Below are 26,115 nucleotides of genomic sequence, written 5' to 3'. Positions count from 1 at the left end.
CTCCGAGAATAGCTCTCGATAGCCGCAGCCTATGGAGATGAGCCGGACCATGTCTTGGACCTCTCGGCCCCGGCGGCCTAGCGTGCTGGACATGGCTCTGGCAACGCGGACGGACCCGAAACAGCGGGCGGACCGAAAACAGGCGGACGGAAAGCAGGGCGGCCGGCGGCGGCCGGACCGGCGACCGTCCCTGGTCCGTATCCTCTGGACCTCCACGATCGGGAAGAAGACGGTCATGGCCGTCAGCGGCCTGATCATGCTCGGCTATCTGGTCGCGCACATGTTCGGCAACCTCAAGATCTTCTTCGGCGCCACGGAGTTCAACGGTTACGCGCACTGGCTGCGGACCATGGGCGAACCGATCCTGCACTACGCGTGGGCGCTGTGGATCGTCCGGCTGGTCCTGGTGGCCGCCGTCGTCCTGCACGCGGTCTGCGCCTACCAGTTGAGCCGCCGGGACCTCGCCGCCCGCCCGACCGGATACGCGCACAAGCGGCGCCGCGCGAGCTACGCGACCCGCACCATGCGCTGGGGCGGTGTCATCCTCGCCCTGTTCATCGTCTGGCACATCCTCGACCTGACGACCGGCACCGTGCACACGGGCTTCCAGCCGGGCCACCCGTACCAGAACGTGCTCGACACCTTCTCCACCTGGTACGGCAACGCCATCTACCTCCTCGCGATGCTCGCCCTCGGCCTCCACGTCCGGCACGGCTTCTGGAGCGCCGCCCAGACCCTCGGCGCCGGCAACGCCACGCGCGAGCGCGTGCTGAAGGCCACGGCCACTCTGCTGGCGCTGGTGCTGACCGCGGGCTTCGTCGCCGTACCCGTCGCCGTCATGACCGGAGTGGTGAGCTGACATGAACGAACCCAACCGCTACGCCGAGTACGCCACCGGCGAGCCCATCGCCGACACCAAGGCCCCGCCGGGCCCGGTCGCCGAGCGCTGGAACCGGCGCCGCTTCGAGGCGAAACTCGTCAACCCCGCCAACCGCCGCAAACACACCGTCATCGTCGTCGGTACCGGACTCGCCGGCGGCGCCGCCGGGGCCACCCTCGCCGAACAGGGCTACCACGTCGTGCAGTTCTGCTACCAGGACTCCCCGCGCCGCGCCCACTCCATCGCCGCCCAGGGCGGCATCAACGCCGCCAAGAACTACCGCAACGACGGCGACTCCGTGCGGCGCCTCTTCTACGACACCGTCAAGGGCGGCGACTTCCGTGCCCGCGAGTCCAATGTGCACCGGCTCGCCGAGGTCTCCGTCGAGATCATCGACCAGTGTGTCGCCCAGGGAGTGCCCTTCGCCCGCGAGTACGGCGGCCTGCTCGACACCCGTTCCTTCGGCGGGGTCCAGGTCTCCCGCACCTTCTACGCCCGCGGCCAGACGGGCCAGCAACTGCTCCTCGGCGCCTACCAGGCGCTGTCCCGGCAGATCGCCGCGGGCGCCGTCGAGATGCACCCCCGCACCGAGATGCTCGACCTGCTCGTCATCGACGGCCGGGCGCGCGGCATCGTCGCCCGCGACCTGATCACCGGTGAGATCACCCCGTACATCGCCGACGCGGTCGTCCTCGCCTCCGGCGGCTACGGCAATGTCTTCTACCTCTCCACCAACGCGAAGAACAGCAACGCCACCGCCGTCTGGCGGGCCCACCGGCGCGGCGCCCACTTCGCCAACCCCTGCTTCACCCAGATCCACCCCACCTGCATCCCGCGCTCCGGCGAGCACCAGTCCAAGCTCACACTGATGAGCGAGTCCCTGCGCAACGACGGCCGGATCTGGGTGCCGGCCGCCCCCGGCGACCAGCGGCCACCGCACGAGATCCCCGAGGACGAACGCGACTACTACCTGGAGCGGATCTACCCCGCCTTCGGCAACCTCGTACCGCGCGACATCGCCTCCCGGGCCGCGAAGAACGTCTGCGACCAGGGGCGCGGCGTCGGCCCCGGCGGACAGGGCGTCTATCTCGACTTCGCCGACGCCATCGCCCGGCTCGGCCGCGCGGCGGTCGAGGAGAAGTACGGCAACCTCTTCGAGATGTACGAGCGGATCACCGCCGAGAACCCGTACGAGGTCCCGATGCGGATCTATCCGGCGATCCACTACACCATGGGCGGCCTGTGGGTCGACTACGACCTCCAGACCACCGTCCCCGGACTCTTCGCCATCGGCGAGGCCAACTTCTCCGACCACGGAGCCAACCGGCTCGGCGCCTCCGCCCTCATGCAGGGCCTGGCCGACGGCTACTTCGTCCTGCCGTCCACCATCAACGACTACCTCGCCCGCCATCCGCACCACGACACCGTCGACCCGTCCCATCCCGTCGTCACCGAGACCCTCGCGGACACCGAGGACCGGCTGCGGCTGCTGCTCGCCGTGGACGGCGACCGCACACCCGACTCGTTCCACAAGGAGATCGGCGAACTCCTCTGGGAACACTGCGGCATGGCCCGCACGGAAGACGGTCTGCGCAAGGCCCTCGACCGCATCCCGCAGATCCGCGAGGAGTTCTGGCGCCGCATCAAGGTGCCGGGCACCGGCGAGCAGCTCAACCAGTCCCTGGAGAAGGCCAATCGCATCGTCGACTACCTGGAACTGGCCGAGCTGATGTGCCTGGACGCCCTGCACCGCGCCGAGTCCTGCGGAGGCCACTTCCGGGAGGAGTCGCAGACCGGGGGCGGTGAGGCCGAGCGGCGCGACGAGGAGTTCTCGTACGCGGCGGCCTGGGAGTTCACCGGCACCGGCACCGCGCCCGTCCTGCACAAGGAAGACCTCGTCTTCGAGTACGTCCACCCCACCCAGCGGAGCTACGCATGAGGCTCACCCTGCGCGTCTGGCGCCAGCCCGGCGCCGACGCCCCCGGCGCCATGGTCACCTACGGCATCGACGGCATCTCCGAGGACATGTCGTTCCTGGAGATGCTCGACACTCTCAATGAGCAACTGATCCTCCGGGGCGACGAGCCGGTCGCCTTCGACCACGACTGCCGCGAGGGCATCTGCGGTGCCTGCGGTGTCGTCATCAACGGCGACGCCCACGGCCCCGAGCGCACCACCACCTGCCAGCTCCACATGCGGCACTTCGCCGACGGCGACACCATCGACGTCGAACCCTGGCGCGCCGGCGCCTTCCCCGTGGTCAAGGACCTGGTGGTGGACCGCTCCGCCTTCGACCGGATCATCGGCTCCGGCGGCTACATCACCGCCCCCACCGGCGCCGCCCCCGAGGCACACGCCACCCCGGTGCCCAAACCCGACGCCGACTTCGCCTTCGAGCACGCCGAGTGCATCGGCTGCGGCGCCTGCGTGGCGGCCTGTCCCAACGGCTCGGCCATGCTCTTCACCTCGGCCAAGGTCAACCATCTCAACGTACTGCCGCAGGGCGCGCCGGAGCGCGAGACCCGGGTGCTGGACATGGTCGCGACCATGGACGAGGAGGGCTTCGGCGGCTGCACCCTGGCGGGGGAGTGCGCCACCGCCTGCCCGAAGGGAATTCCGCTGCCGTCGATCGCCGCGATGAACAAGGAGTGGCTGCGGGCGGCGCGCAAGGCGGCGCGGTAGCCCGTCAGCCGGCACCGGGCACCGGCCCGCGCCCCAGCAGGGCCGCCAGCCCGGTGTACGAGTCGAGCAGCGCCTCGCGGTCGTACGTGCCCGTGGTGACCAGGAACTCGTCCGCGCCGGTACGCGCCAGCAGCTTCTCCAGGCCCGCCGCGACCTCGTCACCGGTGCCGTACAGCCGGCCGCGCACCGCCTCCTCGAACAGGGCGCGCTCGCGCTCCGTCATGGCCGCCTCCCGCACCGTCCCGGCGGACACGAGCGGCGGGAACTCGCCGCGGGTGCGGGAGTACGCGGTGGCCCACGCCTCCGGGAGCAGCAGCGCGTACGCCTCCTCGGTGGTGGCAGCGACCGCGACCGTGCCGGAGACCACGACGTGGGGCCGCTCGCCCCACGCCGAGGGACGGAAGTCCGCGCGGTACTCCTCGATGGCCCGCAGCATCGCGTCCTCGCCCCGCACCGGCGCGACGACCAGCGGCAGGCCCGCCCGGGCCGCCACGCCCGCGCCCTTCCCGGTGGCGAGGACGAAAGCGGGCACGCGCAGCCCCTCGGCGGGGCGGGCGTGCACCCGGGGGCGCGCGTCCTGGCCGCCGGTGAAGTAGCCGAGCAGTTCCGCGAGGTGCGCGGCGAAGTCGTCGGCGTCCCGCTTGTCCCGGCCGAGCGCCGCCCTGATGCCGTCGGTGAACCCCACGGAACGCCCGAGCCCCATGTCGATCCGGCCCGGGAAGAGCGACTCCAGCACCCCGAACTGCTCGGCCACCACCAGGGGTTGGTGATTGGGCAGCATCACCCCGCCGGTGCCGACCCGGATCGTCGAGGTCGCGGCGGCGACGGCCGCCGCCAGCACCGTGGGCGCGGAGCCGGCGATCCCGGGCACACCGTGGTGCTCCGCGACCCAGAAGCGGTGGTAGCCGAGTGCCTCGATCCGCCGGGCCAGGTCCACGGTGTCGCGCAGCGCTCGGGGACCGTCCCCGCCCTGACGGACATGGGAGCGGTCGAGGACGGAGAAGGGAACGGTCGACAGAGGGCTCACGGACTGTTCAACAACGCGACCGCCCCAGGATTCCCCGCACGGCCCGCCCCGGCCCGCGCCCTCACACCTCGTCGTCCAGCCGGAAGCCGACCTTCAGCCCCACCTGGTAGTGCTCGATGTCACCGTCCACGATCTGGCCGCGCACCTCGGTGACCTGGAACCAGTCCAGACCGCGCAGGGTCCTGGCCGCACGGGCGACGCCGTTGCGGATGGCGTCGTCGACGCCCTCGTGGGAGGTGCCGACGATCTCGGTGACCCGGTAGGTGTGCTGGGACATGGGACCTCTCCTCTGTGTCCGCCCCCGACGTGTCCGCCGCCCGTCTCCGCGCGCCGTCCGTGGCCCCGCGCGTCCGGCGGGGCCGCGGTGTCCCTCCACCGTGCCCCACGGCGCGGCGCTCCGCGAGACGGGCGCCGTCTGGCGCCGACGGCGGCGGCGGTACGCGGTGGTCAGAGAGGTTCCGTGCCCGTACGGGCACCCGCCGGGCGTGTCGCTGCCCGTACGAGCCCGTCAGCGGGGCTTGACCCGCACTTTGGTACGTACCAAAATCCCCAACACCCGTGCGAATTCTTTTCGCTTCCCCCACGTCGGGCCTCTCCTCGCGCCATCACGCACTCGTGCCATCACGCAAGAAGGTTGACCTACGTGAAGAACCGCTGTCTCGTCTGTTCCGTGGCTCTGGTGTCCACCCTCACGCTCGGAGGCTGCGGCACGCTGCCGGGCACCGGGTCCGGCTCCACGACGGTCACCGTCTGGCTGATGAAGGACAGCGTCTCCGACGACTTCCTCCGGCGTTTCGTGAGCGAATACGAGAAGGAGCACTCGTCGGTCGAACTGGACATCAAGATCCAGGAGTGGACCGGCATCGGTGAGAAGGTGCTGTCCGCGCTGGACAGCGACGACGCCCCCGATGTGATCGAGGTCGGCAACACCCAGGTCGCGCAGTACGCCGAGAGCCGCGAGCTGCGCGATCTCACCCTGGAGTCGGTACGGGACCTGGGCGGCGACGACTGGCTGCCCGGTCTCGCCCAGCCGGGCAGCATCAGAGGCGCGCAGTTCGGCATCCCCTGGTACGCGGCCAACCGTGTCGTCATCTACAACAAGGACCTCTTCGCACAGGCCGGGATCGAGGAGCCGCCCAAGACCCGGGCGCGCTGGCTGACCGACACCGCCGCCCTCAACACGGGCGGGAAGCAGGGCATCTACCTCGCGGGCCAGGACTGGTACACCCTCGCCGGCTTCATCTGGGACGAGGGCGGCGAACTGGCCGTCGAGTCGGGCGGTCAGTTCCAGGGGAGCGTCGACTCGCCCGCCGCTCTCAAGGGCATGGCCTTCTACAAGGATCTCCAGTCCCTGGGCAACGGTCCGAAGGACTCCGACGAGGCCACCCCACCGCAGGCGGAGGTCTTCGCCAAGGGCGATGTCGCGCAGATCATCTCCACCCCCAGCGCGGCCAGGATCATCGAGGAGAAGAACCCCGCCCTCAAGGGCGTCCTCGGCTTCTTCCCCGTCCCCGGCAAGACCGAGGACAAGCCCGGGACCGTGTTCACGGGCGGGTCCGATCTGATCGTGCCGGAGAAGTCCAGCCACCGTTCCGCCGCCGTCGACGTGGTCAAGGCGCTGGCGGGCGAGAAGTGGCAGACCGAGCTGGCCAGGGCCATGGGCTATGTGCCGAACAAGACGACGCTGGCCGGTGTGATCGAGGGCGACGAGAGCACCGCCGCGATGGCGGCGGGCGCCGCGCGCGGGCGGGCCACGCCGAACTCGCCGCAGTGGGCGAACGTCGAGTCCGACAACCCGATCAAGCCGTACATGACGGCCGTCCTCCAGGGCCGGAGCCCCCAGGAGGCCGCGAAGACGGCCTCCGAGGCCATCACCACGGCGCTCCGGGACTGACCCGCACGGCCGGCCGCCGCGCCCCGGCCGGGGCGCGACGGCCGGCCACGACCGGGGGCGCCGGCCACGACCGGGGGCGCCGGCCACGACCGGGGGCGCCGGCCCCGGCCGGACGCCGGTCACACGGCGGTGGCCAGCGACAGCGCGAACCGTCCCTTGCCGTCCGTCCACCAGTACCTCAGCTCCATTCCGGCACCGGCCAGTTCATCCCGTACCCGGTCCTGGCGGAACTTCGCCGACACCTCCGTACGCACCTCCTCGTCCGCTTCGAAGGGCACCATCAGATCCAGTTCCGGGATCTTCACGGTCAGGGCCCGGCGGGCCCGCAGCCGCATCTCGATCCACTCCTGCTCCCGGTCCCAGCGCGCCACATGGGCGAAGTCGGCGGGATCGAAGTCCGCACCCAACTCCCGGTTGATGACGGTCAGTACGTTCTTGTTGAAGGCCGCCGTCACCCCGGCCGTGTCGTCGTACGCCCTGACCAGCACGGACGGGTCCTTGACCAGATCCGTGCCGAGCAGCAGCGCGTCACCGGGCTCCAGCAGCGCCCGGACCGAGGCCAGGAACCGCGCGCGCTCCGGCGGCAGCAGATTGCCGATCGTGCCGCCGAGGAACGCCACCAGCCGGGGGCCCGGCGTCTCCGGCAGGCTCAGCGCCGCGGTGAAGTCGGCGATCAGCGCGTGCACCCGCAGCGCGGGCCGCTCGGCGAGCAGCGCGGTCGCGGCGCCGGTCAGCGCGCTCTCGCTCACATCGACCGGCACATAACTCGCCAGCTCCGTCAGCTCGTCCAGCAGATGCCGGGTCTTGTCCGACGACCCCGAACCCAGCTCGATCACGGTGCGCGCTCCCGTCGCCGCCGCGATCTCCGGTGCCCGGTCGATGAGGATCTCCCGCTCGGCGCGGGTCGGGTAGTACTCCGGCAGGGTGGTGATCTCGTCGAACAGCTCGCTGCCCCGCGCGTCGTAGAACCACTTGGGCGGCAGGGTCTTGGGGGTACGGGTCAGCCCCTGGAGCACATCGGCGCGCAGAGCCGCGTCCGTGGCGTCCTCGGGAAGCATGCGGGTCAGCTGGAACGGGCTCACGCGGAGGGCTCCTTGAGAGGGGTCAGCAGGACGTCGTCACGGGTCGCCACCAGCAGGGTGCGATCGGGGACCTCGCGCCAGCGGGAGTCGTCGTCGTACGGCTCCGAGGCCACCGCCACGGACCGCCGGCCGGGGTCGGGGAGGTACCACAGGGAGTCGCCCCAGGCGGTCGCCGCGATCCGCGCACCGTCGGTGACCAGCAGGTTGAGCCGGGAGGCGGGCGCCTCCCTCGCCACTTCGGTCACCGTGTCGGCCAGCGCCTGCCCCAGGTCCTGCGACGGCAGCCGTGACCACGGGGGCGAATGCGGCCCGGCGCCCGGCTCCTCACCGGCCCGCAGCCGGTGCAGCAGCAGCGCCCACACCAGCGCGGAGTCGTTGCGGGCCGCCAGGGCGAGCAGCTCCTCGGCGGGCAGGGCCGCGGCCGGAGCCGCGAGCGAGCCCGGCCAGCCGCCCACCGAGCCGTTGTGGCTGAACAGCCACGGTCCGGCGGCGAAGGGCGCCGCGGCCGCCTCCCCGTCGGCGCCCGGCAGCGTCGCGTCCCGCACCGCCCCGAGCAGCGCGCCGCTGCGGACCACCCGCGCCAGATCGGTCAGCCCCGGATCGGCCCAGATGGGTCCGGCGCGCCGGTAGCGGGCCGGCACCGGATCACCCTCGGCGTACCAACCCACCCCGAAACCATCGGCGTTGACCGTCCCGTTGCGCTGCCTCCGGGGCGCCCAGGACTGCCGGTACAGCGAGTGCGACGGCGCCAGGAGCAGCTCGCCGAGTGTCACCGGCGGCCCCGTGTACGCGAGATGACGGCACATCAGGCACGCTCTCCGGCCAGGGCGCCGCGCGCGGTGCGGAACCCGGAGAAGATCTGGCGGCGCACCGGCAGATCCCAGTTGCGGAACGTACCCCGGCAGGCCACCTCGCCGACCGCGAACGAGCCGCCCCGCAGCACCTTGTGCGCGCTGCCGAAGAAGACCTCCGAGTACTCGCGGTACGGGAACGCCGCGAACCCCGGATAGGGCAGGAAGTCGCTGGACGTCCACTCCCAGACGTCCCCGATCAACTGCCGTACGCCGAGCGGCGATGCTCCCCGCGGATAGCTGCCCGCCGCGGCCGGCCGCAGATGGCGCTGGCCGAGGTTGGCACGGTCCGCTGTGGCGTCCTCGTCGCCCCACGGGTAGCGCCGCGACCGGCCGGAGACGGGGTCGTGCCGGGCGGCCTTCTCCCACTCCTCCTCGGTCGGCAGCCGCCGCCCCGCCCAGCGGGCGTAGGCGTCCGCCTCGTACCAGCTCACATGCAGCACCGGCTCGTCCGCCGGGACCGGCTCCACCGTGCCGAAGCTGCGGCGCAGCCACTGACCGCCCTCGCGCCGCCAGAACAGCGGCGCGCCGATGGAGTGTTCCCGGATCTGCGCCCAGCCCTCGGCCGCCCACCAGCGCTCGTCGGTGTAGCCGCCGTCCTCGATGAACCGCTGGTAGGCGCCGTTGGTCACCGGAACGGTGTCGATGTGGAACGCGGGCACCAGCCGCCGGTGTGCCGGGCGTTCGTTGTCCAGCGCCCACGGTTCCGTCGAGGTGCCCATGGTGAAGGGACCGGCCGGTACGAGCACCTCGGCCGGCAGCCCCGTGGTGTCCCCGGCGGGCGGCGGGGGAGCGGTCAGCGCTGCGGGGCCCCGGCGCAGCTGGTGGGTGATGAGCATCGTCTCGTCGTGCTGCTGCTCGTGCTGGGCGATCATCCCGAAGGCGAACCCCGCGTCCAGCAGCGGCCCGCCGCGCAGCGGTGAGCGCTCGATGACGTCCAGCACCCGCCCCCGCACGTCGGAGGCGTAGGCACGCGCCTCGGCGGGCGGCAGCAGCGGCAGCGTCGGCCGCGCCGCACGCGGATGCTCGAACGCGTCGTAGACGGAGTCGATCTCGGGGCGCAGCGCGTCACGTCCCGCGACGGCCCGCAGCAGCCACTGCTCCTCCTGGTTCCCGATGTGCGCCAGGTCCCAGACCAGCGGGGACATCAGCGGCGAGTGCTGCGCCGTCAGATCGTGGTCGTCCACGCAGGAGGTCAGCAGGGCGGTACGGTCCCGCGCGGCCGTCAGGCTGGTGACGGCGCGCCTGCGCAGCAGTTCGGTGGAGAGGTCGACCGTCCCGGCGGGTCCGGCGATGTCGGTCATGAGCGGAGGTCCTTCCCGGTCACGGGGGTACGCAGATCGTCGGCGGGGCAGCGGCCCGGCACCACATAGCGGTCGGTGAACGCGGCCACCGCCTCCTGGACGGCGGAGGGCGCCCCGAGCCGCGGCAGGGCCTCCCGGGCCGCCGCGAAACAGGCGATCGCCGCGGCGTGCAGCTCCGGGTCGGCCAGCCCGTACCGGGCCGCGTTGACCCACAGCGGATTGTGCGGGGCGGGCAGCCCGCCCGCCGTCTCGGCGAGCGGCTTGACGGCCCGGTAGACCGTCTCGGACGCCTCCGGATCGTCGAACAGCGCGGTGGTGACGGCGAGCGGCACCATCCAGCCGTCCTCGCCCGGCTGGGCGTCGATCATCCGCAGCTCCAGATGGCCGCGCGGCCGTACCGGTGGGAAGAGCGTCGTCAGGTGGTAGTCGAGATCGGCGCGGACCGGTGGACGCGGCGAGCCGGACCGTATCCACTGCCGGAAGGTCAGGCCCTCCGGGACCGTCCAGGGCCCCTCCGGCGTCCTGACGCACATCACCGGCGCGTCCAGGGCGTGCGCCGCCCAGCCCGCGCGTGGCTCGTGGTGCGCGGCGGGCGCGCCCGTACGGGCCGGGTCCAGCTCGGACCAGAGCGCCTGCCGGGTGGAGCGCCAGCCGGTCGGACTTCCCTCGCGCACCGAGGAGTTGGCGAACGCGGCGACCAGCACCGCGCCCAGCAGATGGGCGAGCCGCCAGCGTCGGGCGTAACCGAGCGGCCCCGGCTCCTCGTGGCCCGCGTCCAGACACACCTGGATGGAGGCGGTGGTGCGCATCATGGCGCGCCCGGCGGGGCCGATCCGGTCGAGATAGGTCTCCATGGCGTCGTAGCGCGGCTCGCGCAGCATACGGTGCGGGGAGTGCCAGGGGTCCTGTCCGATGCCCGCGAGCGCGAGTCCCGCCGCGCGGAGCACGGGGCGTACCGCGTCCAGGTCGGCGGCGGTGGTGGTGAGGCACTCCGTCAGTGATCCGGCGGGGGCCGAGCTGAGTTCCAGCTGGCCGCCGGGTTCGAAGGTGAGTGCGGAGTTCAGGCGCAGGGTACGCAGCGTGTCGAACGCCTCGGTGAGGCGGCGGGCGGGGACCGCCTTCTCAGGGGTGTGCAGATCGTGTACGAGCCATTCCAGTTCCACTCCCACGGTGCGGGGCGGGCCTGTTTTGAAGCAGATGCCGTGCAGCAGATCCTCGGCGTCTCTCTCGCCGAGAGGGGGTCCCTCGTCGGTGAAACCATCGAATGGCATGGGCCGGATCCTCCTGTCGAAGACCATGACCGGGCTCCGTCCCGGGGTAGGGGGAGTGGAGCGCTTCGTCCAACCTAAAGCCACTCCTGCCGCTTCGCACAAGAGTGCCCCCATGGTCACTGTTCTGTCAGAAATCCGGTTGCCCCGGGGGCGGTCGTTCACTCAGGTTTCGCCCTGCGGGCGCACGACGGTGAGGGATCACCAGGGGAACAGGGAGGATCGTCCGAACGGGGGGCGCCTCACGTGGTCGAAGGGCCCGGACCGGACCGGGCCGGGGCCCGGTCCGGGCGGGGGCCTCCCGCCCTGCCGCACGGACGGGAGGCCCCGGCGCCGGCGGTCAGCTCCAGCCGTAGCGCTCCCGCAGCCGGTTCACGACCAGATTGAACCGCCCCCGGTCCAGGGCGCACGCCTCACGCCGCATACCCGCGTCGTGCAGGCGCAGCACCCGGTCGATGTCCACCCAGGACTCGCGGCCCTCCCGGTCCCACGGCCCGACCCCGATCGGCACCCACTCGTGGTCCGCGTCGTGGCGCTTGCTGGACAGCTGCACGGCGAGCACCGTACCGGCCGCCTCGCGGGCCACCACCAGCACCGGACGGTCCTTGCCGCGCCCGTCGTTCTCCTCGAACGGCACCCAGGTCCAGACGATCTCGCCCGGGTCGGGGTCGCCGTCGTGCTCCGGGGCATACGAGGTACGGACGCGGCCCACGTCGCGCGGGTCCGCCTCGGTGGTCGCGGACGGGCCCAGACGGCCCGGGAAGTCGTTCTCACGGTCGATGTCGCGGCCGCTGCCGCCGGCAGAGGAAAGGAAGGTCATCCGCAAGAGGGTAGATCCCGCACGTCACAGGCGGGGCGCCGGGGCGCACCCCGCGGTGGTCGCGACATGCGGGGCCGGTGGCCGCTGGCTAGCGTCGAGGCATGACTACCGTTCCGCGGCGCTTCGAGATCCTGTTGGTGGCCGCGTTCACCGAGTCCGACGACACCCCGCCCACCTCGGCGAACGCTCTGCGCTCCGCCGTGGTGGAGGCGACGGGCGACACGGGGGAGTCCGGCTATCCGCGCTACGCGGGCAACGGGATGGAGGCGGACATCGACCCCGAGACCCGCACGGTCGAAGCGCTGCTGATCGACGGCGCGGAGATCGACTACGGCCTGTCGGTCCGTGTCGTCGCCGCGCCGGTCACCTGATCAGCGTGGACCGGTCGGGATCCGGGCCCGCGCTCAGCCGGAGCCCTCGGCGCCCTCGCCCGCCTGGTTCTTCGCCTCGGCCTCCGCCACCGACTTGCGCACCTCGTCCATGTCGAGCGCCCGCGCCTGGCCGATCACATCCTCCAGAGCGGTCTCCGGCAGCGCGCCGGGCTGGGCGAACACCGCGACGTTCTCCCGCACGATCATCAGCGTCGGGATCGAACGGATGTCGAAGGCGGCGGCCAGCTCCTGCTGCGCCTCCGTGTCCACCTTGGCGAAGACCAGGTCGTCGTGCCGCTCCGACGCCTTCTCGTAGACCGGGGCGAACTGCCGGCAGGGCCCGCACCAGGAGGCCCAGAAGTCGATCAGGATGAAGTCGTTCTCCGACACCGTCCGGTCGAAGTTCTCCTTGGTGAGTTCCACCGTTGCCATGGTCCGCTACCTCTTCCTGCCGCTTCTCGGGTGAACCGCCTGCGACAACGGCCGTCGCCGCCGACGTATTCCTGACTCGGACGACTGGCCCCTGCCCGAAGATCGTGTGGCCATGCGGAGAGGCGCCCAGCAGACTGACCCCATGACAGTAGTGACGGAAACCCTTGAGTACGACGTCGTGGTGCTGGGCGCCGGGCCGGTCGGCGAGAACGTGGCCGACCGGGTCAGAGCGGCCGGGCTGAGCGTGGCCGTGGTGGAGAGCGAACTGATCGGCGGCGAATGCTCGTACTGGGCCTGCATGCCCAGCAAGGCCCTGCTGCGCCCGGCGATCGCCCGTGCCGAGGCCCGCCATGTGCCGGGGCTGAGCGGGTCCGTCCAGGGACCGCTCGACACGCCGGCCGTCCTCGCCAACCGCGACGCGTTCACCTCGCACTGGAAGGACGACGGCCAGGTCGACTGGCTGGACGGCATCGGCGCCGCGATCCACCGGGGGCACGGCCGGCTGGACGGGCCGAAGCGCGTCACTGTCACCGGTCCCGACGGCGAACGGCTGCGGCTGACCGCCCGGCACGCCGTCGCCGTCTGCACCGGCAGCCGGGCCGTACTGCCCGGACTGCCGGGACTCGCCGACGCCGCGCCGTGGACCAGCCGCGAGGCCACCAGCGCCCAGCGGGTGCCCGGCCGGCTCGTCGTGGTCGGCGGGGGAGTGGTCGGCGTGGAGATGGCCACGGCGTGGCGCGCCCTCGGAGCCGAGGTCACCCTGCTGGTGCGCGGCGAGGGCCTGCTCCCCCGGATGGAGCCCTTCGCCGGTGAACTCGTCGCCCGGGCGCTGACCGAGGCGGGCGCCGCTGTCCGTACGGGTGTCTCCGTCACCGCCGTCGAACGCGACGGCTCCACCGGGCCCGTGACCGTGGTCCTCGCGGACGGCGAGCGCGTCGAGGCCGACGAGGTGCTCTTCGCCACCGGCCGGGCACCGCGCACCGACGACCTCGGGCTCGACACCGTCGGACTGGAGCCCGGCTCCTGGCTCACGGTCGACGACAGCTGCCGGGTCGAGGGCAGCGACTGGCTCTACGCGGTCGGCGACGTGAACCACCGCGCCCTCCTCACCCACCAGGGCAAGTACCAGGCACGGGTGGCCGGCGCGTCCATCGCCGCCCGGGCCGAGGGCGTCAAGGCGCTCGGCTCGGCCCCCTGGACCGCCCACGCGGCGACCGCCGACCACAGGGCCGTCACCCAGGTCGTCTTCACCGACCCGGAGATCGCCTCGGTCGGCCTCACCCTCGCCGAGGCCGAGTCGGCGGGCCACCGCGTGCGCGCCGTCGACTACGACCTCTCCGGAGTCGCGGGCGCCGCCCTCTACGCCGACGGCTACCGTGGCCACGCCCGCATGATCGTCGACCTGGACAGCGAAACCCTTCTGGGCGTCACCTTCGCGGGCCCCGCGGTCGGCGAGATGCTCCACGCCGCCACCGTCGCGGTCGTCGGCGAGGTCCCGATCGACCGCCTCTGGCACGCGGTGCCCGCGTACCCGACGATCAGCGAGGTGTGGCTGCGGCTGCTGGAGACGTACCGGGGCTGAGCCGCGCGGGCGCGACGCCGGGGCGCGCCGTGACGCCACGCCGGTGTGTCGCCGGCCGGAACGGGACCCCGCTCCGGCCGACGAGGCACCGGCGCTCGGGCGGCCGTCTGCTCAGGCGGCTCAGACGCCCTTCGGCTCAGACGCCTTCGCCTCAGGTCGCCTTCCGGCCGTCGAGCGTCTCGCGCAGGATGTCCGCGTGCCCGGCGTGCTGGGCGGTCTCCGCGATGACGTGCGCCAGCACCCGGCGCACGCTGCGCACCTCGCCCGGCGGGAACCAGGGCGCCTCCGGCAGCGGGTGCGACGCCGACAGGTCGGGTACGGAGGCGATGATCTCCTCGCTCCGCGCGGCGACCCGCTCGTAGCGCGCGACGATGCCGGCCAGCGTCTCGCCGGGCAGCATCCGGAATCCGTCCCGGTGGTCGATGGCCCACCGCGGAAGCTCGCCTGCGGTGCCGGCGTCGAGGTCGGCCCAGGTGACACCGTCGGGCAGCTCGAAACTCATCGCCGAGGGACCGTCGAGCGCGAAGCGCATCCACCCCTCCTCGATCGACGCGACATGCTTGACCAGCCCGCCCAGACAGAGCGCGCTGACCGTGGGGCGCTCGCGGCCCTGCTCGTCGCTGAGCCCGCTGAGGGTGCCGGTGAGAGTGGACCGCGCCGCCGCGAGCGCGGCGAGCAGATCGGTCCGCTCGGCGTCGAGGGCGGGGAGGGGAGTGGTCGGGGTGGTCACGGGTGATCGGATCCTTCCGGGTCGTTCTCGTGGTCCGTCACGAGTCGGTACGAGGATGTCGGGTACGCGGCGCGGCACCTGGTACGGCACACGGCCGTCGCCGGGGACGAGCCCCGGCACGCTGTCCGGCGCGCGGGCGGGTACAGGAGAACGTTCGCAGGAGAAGCGGTCAGCAGGTGGCCTCTTCTCGCGGCAGGATGGGGGCATGCCGACGGCCTCCGCGCGACTGCTCTCGCTGCTCTCACTGCTCCAGGCGCGCCGGGACTGGCCCGGGGCGCTGCTGGCCGAGCGGCTGGAGGTCAGCCCGCGTACGGTGCGCCGTGACATCGACAGGCTGCGCGAGTTGGGTTATCCCGTCGCGGCCACCAAGGGCCCCGACGGCGGATACCGGCTCGACGCCGGCGCGGAGCTGCCCCCGTTGCTCTTCGACGACGAGCAGGCCGTCGCCCTCGCCGTCGCCCTGCGGATCGCCATCACCACCGGCGCCGGCATCGACGAAGCGGCGGCCCGCGCGCTGAACACCGTCCGGCAGGTCATGCCCGCCCGGCTGCGCAGCCGCATCGACACCGTCCAGGTCACCGCCGTCGAGTGGCCGGAGAACCAGCCGAATCCGCAAGTGGACAGCGGGGTGCTGGTGGCGCTCAGCGCCGCCGTCCACGCCCGTGAGGTGGTGCGCTTCGACTACGCCCCCGCGTTCCCGCGCCCGGCCTCTGCCGAGGACACCGCCGGCCTTCCCTGGCGCCGGGTACAGCCCCACCACCTCGTCACCTGGCGCAGACGCTGGTACCTCGTCGCCTGGGACCTCGACCGCGAGGACTGGCGCATCTTCCGCGCGGACCGCGTCACCCCGCGCACTCCCACCGGGCCGCGCTTCACCCCGCGCGAGGTCCCCGGAGGCGACGTGGCCGCCTTCGTCGCCGGCCGGTTCCGGGGCTCGGACGGCACCGGCGACTGGCCCTGCCGGGGTGAGGTGATCCTCGATCTGCCCGCCGCGCTCGTGTCCCGCTACACCGATGGTGAAGTCGTCGAGGAACTCGGTCCGAACCGCTGCCGGCTCGTCCTGGGCTCCTGGTCCTGGTCCGGTCTGGCCACCGCCGTCGGCCGGTTCCACACCGACGTCGAGGTCGTCGGCCCGGCCGAACTCAAGGACGCCTTCGCGCGGATGGCCCGCCGCTACGCCCGAGCGGCGAGCGGCGAGCCGCTCCCGCCACGGCAGGAGTGACCACGGGGACAAGGCATCGTCGGCCGGCCCGCACACTGCTCCGGATCGTCGTCCGGAGCGAGTCCGGCCGACGTTGCCACCGGTCAACTCACTTATCTGGCAGTGGTATTGACTATCCGTCAGTAAGTGTCCCAGTGTGGTGCGCATGGCGATAACGGCGGTGCGGCGCGGTGTGCGACGGCAGTCGCGTGTACGGGTACGGGTACGGGGGCTGACCCGGCCACGGGGCCGGGGACGGCGCGGTGCGCTGCTCGGCGCGGCCCTCGCCCTGTTGGCGGCGGGCGCTGTCGCCGGTCCGCCCGCGCGGGCGGCGGAGGGCGCGCCGCTGTGGTTCGACGGCCGGACGGCCACCGAGGTCTCCGCCGACGGCATCCGCTTCACCGACGGCCACGGGCGCGAGGTCGTCCTGCGCGGATTCAACGTCTCCGGCGAGACCAAGCTGGAGGAGAACGGCGGACTGCCCTTCGCCGACGCGGCGGACGCCCGCGCCTCCGCGACCGCACTGCGCTCCCTGACCGGCGGGAACGCGGTGCGTTTCCTGCTGTCCTGGGCCCACGCCGAACCCGAACCGGGGAAGGTCGACACCGGCTATCTGGACCGCGCCACCGAGCAGATCACGGCGCTCCTCGACGCCGGACTGCGGGTGTTCCCCGATTTCCACCAGGACCTCTTCTCCCGGCACCTGTTCCACAAGGACAGCTGGTACACGGGTGACGGCGCGCCCCGCTGGGCCGTCGAAGCGGGCGGATACCCCGTCGAGTCCTGTGGCCTCTGTGTCCTGTGGGGCCAGAACATCACCCAGAACCAGGCCGTCAAGAACGCCACCCGCGACTTCTGGACCAACCGCGTCCTCACCGTCGGGACGGGCGGCGGCGTCCGTACCGTACCCGTCCAGGACGCCTTCCTCGACACCGCGCAGAAGACGATGGCACATCTCGCGGGGCGGCTCACCGAGGACCGGTTCGCCGGGATCGTCGGCTTCGACCCGTACAACGAGCCGTACGCGGGCGAGTACGCCACCGGACAGAACAGCCGTACCTGGGAACGGGACACACTGTGGCCGTTCTACGAGCGGTTCCGGGCCCGGATGGACCTGGCGGGCTGGCGCGACAAGCCCCTCTTCGCCGAACCCAACATGTTCTGGAACTCCAACCTGGACCTCGCCCGGCAGGAGGGCGGCCTGCTCGACGCGGGCGCCCTCGGCAAGCGCTATGTCTTCAACACCCACTTCTACGACCAGAAGGCCATCTCCGGCGTCTTCATGTGGGGCAAGGCGAAGGACGGCCAGTACACCGGGGACCTCGGCACGGTCCGCGACCGGGCCGAAGCGCTCGACACCCCCGCGATCGTCAGCGAGTTCGGCCACCCGCTGAGCGGCTACACCTCGGACAAGGCGCCCACCGTCGACAAGGCGATGTACCAGGCGCTCGACACCCGTCTGCCGGGATCGACGTGGTGGACCCAACCCGCCCGGTCGGGGCCCGTGCTCTCCGCCGCACAGTGGCAGTGGGACATCTACAGCGGACGCCACCGCGAGGCGATGAACGGCAACTCCGACAAGATCCTCACGGCGGCCGACGCCTGGAACGACGAGGATCTGTCGGCCGTCGCGCTCGACTCCTCGGGCCGCGCCGTGCTGCGGCAGGACGCCAGACTGCTCGACCGCCTGTACCCGGGCGCCGTGGCGGGCCGTACCCTCGCCTTCAGTTACGAGGACCGGTCCCGGGACGCGGGCACGGTCCTGACCTGGAACCGCGTCCCCGCCACCATGCCCAGCACGGCGCGACTGGTGGGCGACGGGCGGTACGGCGTGCTGGTGTGGCGCTCCGAGGGGGCCACCCGCGCCCCGACGCAGCTGCATCTGCCGAGCGGGTTCACCCCCTCCTCGGCCACGGTCGTCTCCGACCTCGGTACGGTCACCGGCCCGCCCGACTACACCGCGAGCGGCCGGACGGCGGACCACCCCATCGCCTCCGCCCTCGAACCGGGCACCACCGACGCGCGGCGCCTGCTGCTCTCCGCCCCGGCGGCGGCGGACGGAGCCGGCACCCTCCACTACGCCCTGGTCGCGGACGGCAGCGCGGCTCCCTCGGCGGAGCTGCGCGCGGCGGCGCAGCGCGAACTCGCCGCGTGGGTGGCGGGCGCGGGCTTCCCGGTCGCTCCCTGACCCCGTCCCGCCCCGGTGCCACGCGACGGGGCGGTCCACGACGGCAGCGCCCGCCGCACGCGTGGCACCGCCCCGTTCGCCGTGGGTGAAAGGTTTCAACCAGCCGCGTATCAGGGAAGTTAATCCCGCGTCAACTACCGCGTCAATGACGCGTACTCGGAAATCTTCCGGTCCCTCCCCAAGCGTCCCGAACCCTTGACACGCCCCATGCGCCTCCTTACTTTCACCGAAGTGAAACGATTCATCATCGAGTCGTATCGGAGCCGCATTGTGATCAGCAGAAGACGACTGCTCGGTACCACCGCCACGGCCGTCGGGGCGGCCGTGGTCGCCGGACCCGTTCCGGCCGTCGCCCGGACTCGGGAGGAGGCGAGCGGCGCCCTCGCCGAAGACCGGGCCGCCGGTTCGGCCGTGCGGGTCACCGCGCCGACGGTCGAGTACGCCAGTCACCCGCTCGGCCTCGACACACCACGCCCCCGGCTGAGCTGGCCCGTCGTGTCCGCCCACCCCGGTCAGACGCAGCGCGCCTACCGGATCAGGGTCGCCACCGACCCGGGCCGACTCGCAAAGCCCGATGTCTGGGACAGCGGCAGGGTCGAGTCGCCCGACTCCACCCTGGTCCCGTACGGCGGCCCCGCGCTGAGATCCCGTACCCGCTACCACTGGTCCGTGCGCGTCTGGGGCGCCGACGGCACGGTCTCCGGATGGAGCGCGCCCTCCTGGTGGGAGACCGGACTCACCGATGCCACCGACTGGACCGCGCGCTGGATCGCGGCCCCGGCCGCCCTTGTCGGTGCGCCCGCACTGGACGACGCCTCCTGGATCTGGTTCCCCGAGGGCGAACCGGCGACCGAGGCGCCGGCCGCGACCCGCTGGTTCCGCGGCCGGGTCGACGTGCCGGCGGGCGTCACCCGCGCCCGCCTGGTCATGACCGCCGACGACGGCTACACCGCCTACGTCAACGGGGTCCGCGTCGCGCACACCGACGCCGACGGCCCCGCCGAGAACTGGCGCCGCCCCGCCCTCGTGGACGTGACCACCCTGCTGCGCCCCGGCGCCAACGTGATCGCCGTCTCCGCCGTCAACGCCACCGTCAGCCCGGCCGGCCTGCTCGGCCTGCTGGAGCTGACGACCCCCGACGGGGTCCGTACCTCCGTCACCGACGACAGCTGGCTGACGAGCAGTCAAGAGCCAGCCGGGGACTGGAAGTCCGTCGGATACGACGACACCGCCTGGTCCGCCGCCCGGACGCTCGCGCGCTGGGGCGCGGGCCCCTGGGGCGCAGTGGCGGTCTTGTCCGCGCCCGCGGCCCAGTTGCGCCGGGAGTTCCGGCTTTCGCGCAAGACCGTCGCGCGCGCCCGGCTCTACGCCACGGCCCTCGGCCTGTACGAGGCCCATCTCAACGGGCGGCGCGTCGGCGAGGACCGGCTCGCCCCCGGCTGGACCGACTACCGCAAACGGGTGCAGTACCAGACGTACGACGTCACCGCCCTGCTCGTCCCCGGCGCCAACGCCCTCGGCGTCACCCTCGCCGCCGGCTGGTACGCCGGGAGCGTCGGCATGTTCGGACCCCACCAGTACGGCGAACGCCCCGCCATGCTCGCGCAGTTGGAGATCACGTACACCGACGGCACGACGCAGCGGATCGTCTCCGACGGCGACTGGCGCGCGGGCGGCTCCCCGGTGACCGACGCCGACCTGCTGATGGGAGAGGTGTACGACGCCCGGCTGGAGACCGCCGGCTGGACCCGCGCCGGTTACGACGCGACCGGCTGGACGGCGGCCGAGCCGGTGCCGCCGGCGAACATCGCCCTGGTGGCGGCGGTCGACGGCCCCTCGCGCGTGGAGACCGAACTCGCCGTCGAGAAGATCACCGAACCGAAACCCGGGGTGTTCGTCCTCGACCTCGGCCAGAACATGGTCGGTACGGTCCGGCTCAAGGTCACCGGCGCCGCCGGCACCACCGTACGGCTGCGCCACGCGGAGGTGCTCAACCCCGACGGCACCGTCTACACCACCAATCTGCGCACCGCCCGTGCCACCGACACGTACACCCTCAAGGGTGGCGGCGAGGAGACCTATGAGCCCCGCTTCACCTTCCACGGCTTCCGCTATGTCGAGGTGACGGGCTATCCGGGACGACCCCCGCGCGACGCGGTCGTGGGGCGGGTCATCCACACCTCGGCTCCGTTCACCATGGACTTCAGGACGAACGTCCCGATGCTCAACCAACTGCACAGCAACATCGTCTGGGGGCAGCGGGGCAACTTCCTCTCCGTCCCCACCGACACCCCCGCCCGGGACGAACGGCTCGGCTGGACCGGGGACATCAACGTCTTCGCCCCCACCGCCGCCTACACCATGGAATCGGCGCGCTTTCTCACCAAGTGGCTGTGGGACCTGCGCGACGGCCAGACGTCCGACGGTGCCTTCCCCCATGTGGCACCCGACGTCGGCGCGGTCGGCGGGGGCGCCGCCGGGTGGGGCGACGCCGGAGTCACCGTCCCCTGGGCGCTGTACCGGGCGTACGGGGACACCCGGGTACTGGAGGACGCCTGGGCGTCGATGCTGAAGTGGCTCGACTATCTGGAGCGGCACAGCAGCGGCTTCCTTCGGCCCGCCGACGGCTTCGGGGACTGGCTCAACATCCAGGACGAGACGCCCAAGGACGTCATCGGCACCGCCTACTTCGCGCACAGCGCCGATCTCGTCGCCCGGATCGCCGAGGTGCTCGGCAAGGACCCGGCGCCGTACCGGACGCTGTTCGGCCGGGTCCGTGACGCCTTCCGCGCCGCGTACGTCTCGCCGGGCGGACGGATCAAGGGGGACACCCAGACCGGCTATGTGCTGGCCCTGTCCATGGACCTGCTGTCCGCCGCCGACCGGACCCCCGCCGCCGACCGTCTGGTCGAGCTGATCGAGGCCAAGGACTGGCATCTGTCGACCGGCTTCCTCGGAACGCCCCGGCTGCTGCCCGTCCTCACCGAGACCGGCCACACCGATGTCGCCTACCGGCTGCTGCTCCAGCGCACCTTCCCCAGCTGGGGCTACCAGATCGACCGGGGTGCCACGACGATGTGGGAACGCTGGGACTCCATCACCCCGGACGGCGGCTTCCAGGACGCCGGGATGAACTCGTTCAACCACTACGCCTACGGCTCCGTCGGCGAGTGGATGTACGCGAACATCGCCGGTATCGCGCCGAGCGGCCCCGGCTTCCGCGAGATCACCGTCCGCCCCCGCCCCGGGGGAGGCGTGACCCGGGCGGAGGGCCGCTTCGACTCGATCCACGGGCCGGTCTCCACTCGGTGGCAGACCGACGCGAAGGGATTCCGGCTCACCGTCTCCCTTCCCGCCAACACCACGGCCGAGGTGTGGATACCCGCCGAGGACGCCAAGCAGGTCGGCCACGGCAGTACGGCCTACCTGCGGACGGAGGACGGCTGCGCGGTCTTCGCCGCCGGACCGGGCAGACACCACTTCACGGCCTGACCGCCCGGAACCGCGCGAGAACGGCGCGGGAGTCACGGCGCGGAGTTACGGCGCGGGAGTCACGGCGGAAGCGGTAGGAGAGCGGTGCCACCTCCCGCCGGACGCCACCCCAGCTGGGGACGGCCCCCCGCCGGAAGGCACCCCCACTGGACGGCACCCCCCGCCGGGGTTGGCACCCCCCGCCGGGGATGGCACCCCCTGCCGGGGGCGGCACCCCCTGCCGGGGGCGGCACCCCCTGCCGGGGGCGGCACCCCCTGCCGGGGGCGGCACCCCCTGCCGGGGGCGGCACCCCCCGCCGGGGGCGGCACCCCCCGCCGGGGACGGCTCCCCCCGTGGGCGAGGCGTGGCACGTCGCGCGCGCCTCGCACTCTGCGCGCCGCTCTCTGCCGCCGCCGCCGCCGTGATGCGGCCGCGCTCGCGCCGCCGGCCCGCGACTCCTCCGGTCCGTCACGGTCGGGGACGGGGACGGGACCGGCCCCGAGCCGCTTCGCGGGGAGGTCAGTCGGGCGGGCGGTCGCGTCTTCGACCCGCCGCGTGGGCGCCGCGTCTTCGGGCCCGGCGCACCGGGGTGAGGAGCAGAAAGATGGTGGCGAGGACGGCGACCGCCTGCGCGACGACGGCCAGCCGCTTGTCGGTGAACCAGTGCGGCTCGTACATGTTGGGGACCGGGCCGAGGGTCCCCACGTCGACGTAGCGGTAGACCAGCAGGAGCGCCAGCCGCCCGCCGAGACGAGCCAGGCGAACAGATCGCCCGGCACCCGGCGCCAGACCAGCACCAGCAGCGCGGCGAGTGCGGCCAGACCCGCTTCGATTCGGAAGAGGTCCCCCTGACCGATGCCCCCGGAGACCGCGTCGTACCTGGCGGCGAGGTGCGCGTGCAGATACGCGTCCCAGGCGAGAGCGGCGGCGGCCACCAGCCGTGCCAGCGCCCGCAGCACCTGCCGAGCCCTGCCGGGACGGCCCGAGGGCGAGGACGCGCCGGGCGCCGGCCCCGGCCCCGGCTCCGGGTCCTGCGCCGCATCGGAGTTGACTGATGACATCGCGGCTCCCGAGGGTGAGTACCTCTCCGTGGTCGCCGGTGGTCCGTCACGCGGTGACGGTCGCTCGGCGATCGCGCGTCGGCCACGGCCGTACGCCCCACTACACTCCACCGGCCGCCGAGGGGCCAGCGGGCGGGCCCGTCCGGTGTATCCGCCCTGGAGCAGCCTGCGCCCCGCGCATGAGGTGCCCGTCGTCGACGCGGCCCGCTGATGTCGTTTCATGACCTCAACGATGACCGGTGCGAGGGACGGTGAACATCCGGTATGTCCCTTGAATATGAATCGGGGGAACCCTTGGATCAGCTCGGGGTCGACAGCGCGCGCAGCGCGGAGTAGGCGCTCTGGATGAAGGATCCGTCGGCGGTCGGGCCGGTGTTGGCCAGGGCGACCACGGCAGTCCGTCGCGACGGACAGAACCCGGCGAACGTGCTGAACCCGCGCGTGCCGCCGGAGTGGTGGTAGAGGTCGCCGTCCGGCCTGACCCGGATGTTCCAGACCAGCGCCAGCCGCCGGGCGCCGTCCCCCAGGGCGAGCCGGGGACGCGTGACATCCGCCAGGGCCGCCCGCACCTCACCGTTCACCGGCGCACCCGCCGGGTCGATCAGCGCGTCGAGCAGGGTGAGCAGGTCGCGTGCGCAGGATCGCGCCGCGCCCGCCCCGGCCAGCCCGGGGATCAGCCAGGGCGGCCGGGTACGACCATGCCAGTACCCGGTGGCCGCCACGCCCCCACCACCCGTCCCCCCTCTGCCGCCCGTCCCCCCTCTGCCGATTGCCGAGTCCGCCGCCGCGCCTCCGCCCTCCGCCGCGCCTCCGCCGCTCGCCGCGCCTCCTCCGCCCGCCGCGCCTCCGCCCGCCGAGACCAAGACGACCGGCCCGCCCCCACCACCCGGTGCCACCTCCACCCTCCCCTCCACCCCGGCCTCCGCCGCACACCCGGTGCGGCGCAGCCCGAGCGGCGCCAGCACCCGGGCCGCGAGGAGTTCCCCGTAGTCCTGCCGGTGTCCCGGCCGGCCGGGCGCGGCCCGGACCAGCAGCTCACCGAGCAACCCGACCCCGAAGTTGGAGTAGCGCACCCGCTCACCCGGCCGTGTGCGCGTACGGGTCCTGGCCAGGGAGCGCAGCAGGTCGTCGGCGGAGAAACCGGCGTACGGATTGCTGAACCACCGGGGCGCGGCGCCCGCGAGGAAGCCGGGGGGCAGCCGGGGCAGCCCCGAGGTGTGGGTGGCCAGATGGAGGGGCGTGATGGACCCGCCGGGAGTCAGCGGGAGCGCGCCGGACGGGAGGAACCGGCTGAGGGGATCGCCGTACGCCAGCTCGCCGCGCGCGACCTGTTCGGCGAGCAGCAGCGCGGTGAGGCACTTGGTGACCGAGCCGATCTCGAACACGGTGTCCGCCGTGACCGGGGTCCCGCCGCCGTGTGCCGTCCTGCCGCGCGTCACGACGGACCACCGTTCACCCTGGCGCAGTGCGACGGCCACCCCGCTGGCACCGCGCGCCGCCGCCGTGATCGCGGCGGCCGGGGCGCGGGCCCAGTCGGGCGCCGGTGGCCGCTCCGGGGCCTTCACCTCGTACACCCTCCCGGTGGTTCCCGCCGTCACGAGCGGGCCCCGAGGGTACGGGAGACGGCGAGGGTGCCGGCGACGGCGGCGACCACGGTGGAGTGGTGGTGCGCGTCGAAGCGCTCCTGGTCGTCCCCGGTGACCGGGTGGCCGTCCCGGGGCATCAGCCCGTCCTCGTGCTGGATTCCGGCGAGCAGCTCCCAGACCGAGGGGTCGCCCAGCGGCTCGGGCAGGCAGTTGTCGACGATCATCAGCTCGGTCACCAGGTCCCATTCGCCGATCTCGGCCCAGATGTCGATCCACGCGGGCAGCCAGCGGGTGAGATAACGGCTGATGTCGGCCGGCAACCGGCCGGGGAGCCGCCCCCAGTCGGTGATGTGGAAAACGGTGTGCGTCACGTTGTACGCGGTCATCCAGTCGATCAGCCACGGCTCGGGGAGCGCGCCCAGCCAGGTCGCCGCCGTCAGCCCGGCCCAGTCCGGGCCGCCGGCCCGGTCCGAGCCGCTGGTCCGGTCCGAGCCGCCGGCCCGGTCCTCGCTCGCGCCGCCGTCCTGTTCGAAACCGCTGATCCGGGCCGCGTTGGCGACCGCGAGGCGCCGGTTCGGCAGGACCTCCGCCGCGCGGGTCGAGCGCAGCGAGGTCGTGTGCCGCAGCAGCCGGTCCAGGGACTCGTGGCGGTAGCCGCAGCGGGCGTAGTGGGCGTAGGTCTCCAGCGGGTCGCTCATCATCGGATAGCGCAGCAGCCGTTCGTGCAGCATGGAACCGCGACCCAGCTGCTGCCAGCCGAAGTCCAGCAGCTCGCGGGCCAGCCGGAGTTCCCTGCCGCCGGCCACCGCCTCGCGCAGCACCAGCGAGGCGGCCAGGCCGGTCTCGCCGAGCGGCTTGTAGACGCTGTCGGGCTCGGCCAGTTCCGCCGTACTGCCGGGCGGCAGCGCGCCCCGCTCCCGGTGCGTGTGGAGCCAGCCCAGCGCGCGCGTGGACATGCGGTGGGCGTGCTGTGTGACGGAGATGGCCATCAGGTCCCGGTCCGATCGGATGGTTCGTGCGAAGGCCCGCCGGTGAGCAGCCGTCGGGCGATGGCGGTGTCCAGCGCCGTCCGGTCACCGGCCGCCATCAGGGCGATGTGCTCCACCAGGGGCGCGGGATCGAGCGGCAGCTCCACTCCCTCGGCGTGCAGCCAGGCCAGCCAGCGCGCGATGCGGGCGGCGGTGGAGTAGTCACGGCGCAGCGCGGCACGGGTGGCCCCGCGGGCCAGCCCCAGCGGCGCGGCTCTGGCCGCTTCGTGCACCGGGCCGTCCAGGCCCGGAAGCGCGAGGGTGCACAACTGTCCCATCCGTACCGACCATGAGGCCCAGTCAGAACCGCCGATGCCGGCGGGAGCGGCCGGCCGGGCCGCTGTGACCCCGTCCGCGCCGCGGCCGTTGAGTACGGTCAGCAGGGTGACGGTGCCCCAGTCGCGCCACGCCATCAGCCAGGCCGTCTCGGGCCCGTCGGGCGGCGCGGGAGCCGGGTTCGCGGCGGGCAGAGCGGTGAAGGACTGCGCGACGGCCTCCGCGTCCCGCGCGTGCAGCGCGGCGCCGGCCAGCACGGCCGGGGCGAAGGCGTCGGCACCGATGATCCGGACGGCGGCGAGCGCCGCGCCGGGATCCGGCGCTCGCTCGACATGTTCGGCGACCATGGCCGTACTCCCGGCGCCCAGGAGGGCGCCGAG

The 26,115-nt window shown here is 72.9% G+C and carries 22 protein-coding genes; 9 read left to right on the top strand and 13 right to left on the bottom strand.

What is annotated here, in order from left to right:
* Positions 1-190 precede the first annotated feature (190 nt).
* Genes ACFY6S_RS02850 through ACFY6S_RS02840 form a run of 3 tightly spaced genes read left to right on the top strand, consistent with a single transcriptional unit; the run spans position 191 to position 3,562 of the window.
* Positions 191-859 (top strand): succinate dehydrogenase, encoded by a 669-nt coding sequence (locus tag ACFY6S_RS02850; protein ID WP_388822899.1) that lies wholly within the window; start codon positions 191-193, stop codon positions 857-859.
* Between the two features lies 1 nt (position 860).
* Positions 861-2,819 carry a fumarate reductase/succinate dehydrogenase flavoprotein subunit gene (locus tag ACFY6S_RS02845; protein ID WP_388821857.1) on the top strand — a complete coding sequence of 653 codons (1,959 nt, stop codon included), beginning with the start codon at positions 861-863 and terminating at the stop codon, positions 2,817-2,819.
* A complete protein-coding gene (locus ACFY6S_RS02840; RefSeq protein ID WP_388821854.1) occupies positions 2,816-3,562 on the top strand; it encodes a succinate dehydrogenase/fumarate reductase iron-sulfur subunit in 747 nt (248 codons plus the stop codon). Before ACFY6S_RS02845 ends, ACFY6S_RS02840 begins: the two co-directional genes overlap by 4 nt.
* Before the next feature lie 4 nt (positions 3,563-3,566).
* Here ACFY6S_RS02840 and ACFY6S_RS02835 read toward each other — a convergent pair whose 3' ends face one another.
* Positions 3,567-4,589: an LLM class flavin-dependent oxidoreductase gene (locus tag ACFY6S_RS02835; protein ID WP_388821852.1), complete on the bottom strand. Its 1,023-nt coding sequence runs from the start codon at positions 4,587-4,589 to the stop codon at positions 3,567-3,569.
* 61 nt (positions 4,590-4,650) lie between these two features.
* Positions 4,651-4,866, bottom strand: a complete 216-nt coding sequence (locus ACFY6S_RS02830) for a dodecin (RefSeq protein ID WP_388821849.1) — start codon at positions 4,864-4,866, stop codon at positions 4,651-4,653.
* 366 nt (positions 4,867-5,232) lie between these two features.
* Between ACFY6S_RS02830 and ACFY6S_RS02825 the strand changes: the two genes are divergently transcribed.
* The gene (locus ACFY6S_RS02825) at positions 5,233-6,483 is read left to right on the top strand and encodes an extracellular solute-binding protein (RefSeq protein WP_388821846.1); all 1,251 of its coding nucleotides are present in this window, start codon (positions 5,233-5,235) and stop codon (positions 6,481-6,483) included.
* 119 nt (positions 6,484-6,602) lie between these two features.
* On the opposite strand, the gene egtD is transcribed toward ACFY6S_RS02825, so the two are convergent.
* The 5 genes from egtD to ACFY6S_RS02800 form a co-directional block, all read right to left on the bottom strand.
* Entirely contained in the window at positions 6,603-7,565 is a 963-nt protein-coding gene (gene egtD, locus ACFY6S_RS02820) for an L-histidine N(alpha)-methyltransferase (RefSeq protein ID WP_388821843.1), read from the bottom strand.
* Positions 7,562-8,371 carry an ergothioneine biosynthesis protein EgtC gene (egtC, locus tag ACFY6S_RS02815; protein WP_388821841.1) on the bottom strand — a complete coding sequence of 270 codons (810 nt, stop codon included), beginning with the start codon at positions 8,369-8,371 and terminating at the stop codon, positions 7,562-7,564. Before egtC ends, egtD begins: the two co-directional genes overlap by 4 nt.
* Entirely contained in the window at positions 8,371-9,720 is a 1,350-nt protein-coding gene (gene egtB, locus ACFY6S_RS02810; protein ID WP_388821838.1) for an ergothioneine biosynthesis protein EgtB, read from the bottom strand. The genes egtC and egtB overlap by 1 nt, the downstream gene beginning before the upstream one ends.
* Positions 9,717-10,991: an ergothioneine biosynthesis glutamate--cysteine ligase EgtA gene (gene egtA / locus ACFY6S_RS02805; protein WP_388821835.1), complete on the bottom strand. Its 1,275-nt coding sequence runs from the start codon at positions 10,989-10,991 to the stop codon at positions 9,717-9,719. The genes egtB and egtA overlap by 4 nt, the downstream gene beginning before the upstream one ends.
* 337 nt (positions 10,992-11,328) lie before the next feature.
* Positions 11,329-11,808, bottom strand: a complete 480-nt coding sequence (locus ACFY6S_RS02800) for a type II toxin-antitoxin system PemK/MazF family toxin (RefSeq protein ID WP_388821832.1) — start codon at positions 11,806-11,808, stop codon at positions 11,329-11,331.
* 101 nt (positions 11,809-11,909) lie between these two features.
* On the opposite strand from ACFY6S_RS02800, the gene ACFY6S_RS02795 reads away from it, so the two are divergent.
* A complete protein-coding gene (locus tag ACFY6S_RS02795; RefSeq protein ID WP_388821829.1) occupies positions 11,910-12,179 on the top strand; it encodes a hypothetical protein in 270 nt (89 codons plus the stop codon).
* A 33-nt stretch (positions 12,180-12,212) separates the two neighbouring features.
* Here the strand turns inward: ACFY6S_RS02795 and trxA are convergent, their stop codons facing one another.
* Positions 12,213-12,611 carry a thioredoxin gene (trxA, locus tag ACFY6S_RS02790; RefSeq protein ID WP_388821826.1) on the bottom strand — a complete coding sequence of 133 codons (399 nt, stop codon included), beginning with the start codon at positions 12,609-12,611 and terminating at the stop codon, positions 12,213-12,215.
* Between the two features lie 142 nt (positions 12,612-12,753).
* Between trxA and ACFY6S_RS02785 the strand changes: the two genes are divergently transcribed.
* Positions 12,754-14,193 carry a dihydrolipoyl dehydrogenase family protein gene (locus ACFY6S_RS02785; RefSeq protein WP_388821823.1) on the top strand — a complete coding sequence of 480 codons (1,440 nt, stop codon included), beginning with the start codon at positions 12,754-12,756 and terminating at the stop codon, positions 14,191-14,193.
* Positions 14,194-14,344: 151 nt separating this feature from the next.
* Here ACFY6S_RS02785 and ACFY6S_RS02780 read toward each other — a convergent pair whose 3' ends face one another.
* Positions 14,345-14,923, bottom strand: a complete 579-nt coding sequence (locus ACFY6S_RS02780) for a DinB family protein (protein ID WP_388821820.1) — start codon at positions 14,921-14,923, stop codon at positions 14,345-14,347.
* Between the two features lie 205 nt (positions 14,924-15,128).
* Here ACFY6S_RS02780 and ACFY6S_RS02775 point away from each other — a divergent pair, with 205 nt between their 5' ends.
* From ACFY6S_RS02775 to ACFY6S_RS02765, 3 genes are all read left to right on the top strand, one after another.
* Positions 15,129-16,145 carry a helix-turn-helix transcriptional regulator gene (locus tag ACFY6S_RS02775; RefSeq protein WP_388821818.1) on the top strand — a complete coding sequence of 339 codons (1,017 nt, stop codon included), beginning with the start codon at positions 15,129-15,131 and terminating at the stop codon, positions 16,143-16,145.
* Positions 16,146-16,290: 145 nt separating this feature from the next.
* Positions 16,291-18,312, top strand: a complete 2,022-nt coding sequence (locus tag ACFY6S_RS02770; RefSeq protein WP_388821815.1) for a cellulase family glycosylhydrolase — start codon at positions 16,291-16,293, stop codon at positions 18,310-18,312.
* A gap of 270 nt (positions 18,313-18,582) precedes the next feature.
* Positions 18,583-21,804 (top strand): alpha-L-rhamnosidase, encoded by a 3,222-nt coding sequence (locus ACFY6S_RS02765; RefSeq protein WP_388822897.1) that lies wholly within the window; start codon positions 18,583-18,585, stop codon positions 21,802-21,804.
* A 499-nt stretch (positions 21,805-22,303) separates the two neighbouring features.
* Here the strand turns inward: ACFY6S_RS02765 and ACFY6S_RS02760 are convergent, their stop codons facing one another.
* From ACFY6S_RS02760 to ACFY6S_RS02745, 4 genes are all read right to left on the bottom strand, one after another.
* On the bottom strand, positions 22,304-22,489 hold the full coding sequence (locus tag ACFY6S_RS02760; RefSeq protein WP_389461274.1) for a hypothetical protein: 186 nt from the start codon (positions 22,487-22,489) through the stop codon (positions 22,304-22,306).
* Positions 22,490-23,144: 655 nt separating this feature from the next.
* Positions 23,145-24,419 carry a serine hydrolase domain-containing protein gene (locus ACFY6S_RS02755; protein ID WP_389461271.1) on the bottom strand — a complete coding sequence of 425 codons (1,275 nt, stop codon included), beginning with the start codon at positions 24,417-24,419 and terminating at the stop codon, positions 23,145-23,147.
* 20 nt (positions 24,420-24,439) lie between these two features.
* Positions 24,440-25,420 (bottom strand): DUF6895 family protein, encoded by a 981-nt coding sequence (locus tag ACFY6S_RS02750; protein ID WP_388821807.1) that lies wholly within the window; start codon positions 25,418-25,420, stop codon positions 24,440-24,442.
* Complete coding sequence (locus ACFY6S_RS02745) at positions 25,420-26,082, bottom strand: hypothetical protein (protein WP_388821805.1); 663 nt, start codon at positions 26,080-26,082, stop codon at positions 25,420-25,422. The genes ACFY6S_RS02750 and ACFY6S_RS02745 overlap by 1 nt, the downstream gene beginning before the upstream one ends.
* Between the last annotated feature and the right edge of the window lie 33 nt (positions 26,083-26,115).

Source organism: Streptomyces sp. NPDC012835 (genome assembly GCF_042900885.1).
Taxonomy (GTDB): Bacteria; Actinomycetota; Actinomycetes; order Streptomycetales; family Streptomycetaceae; genus Streptomyces.
This window is presented reverse-complemented; position numbering and strand designations above follow the sequence as displayed.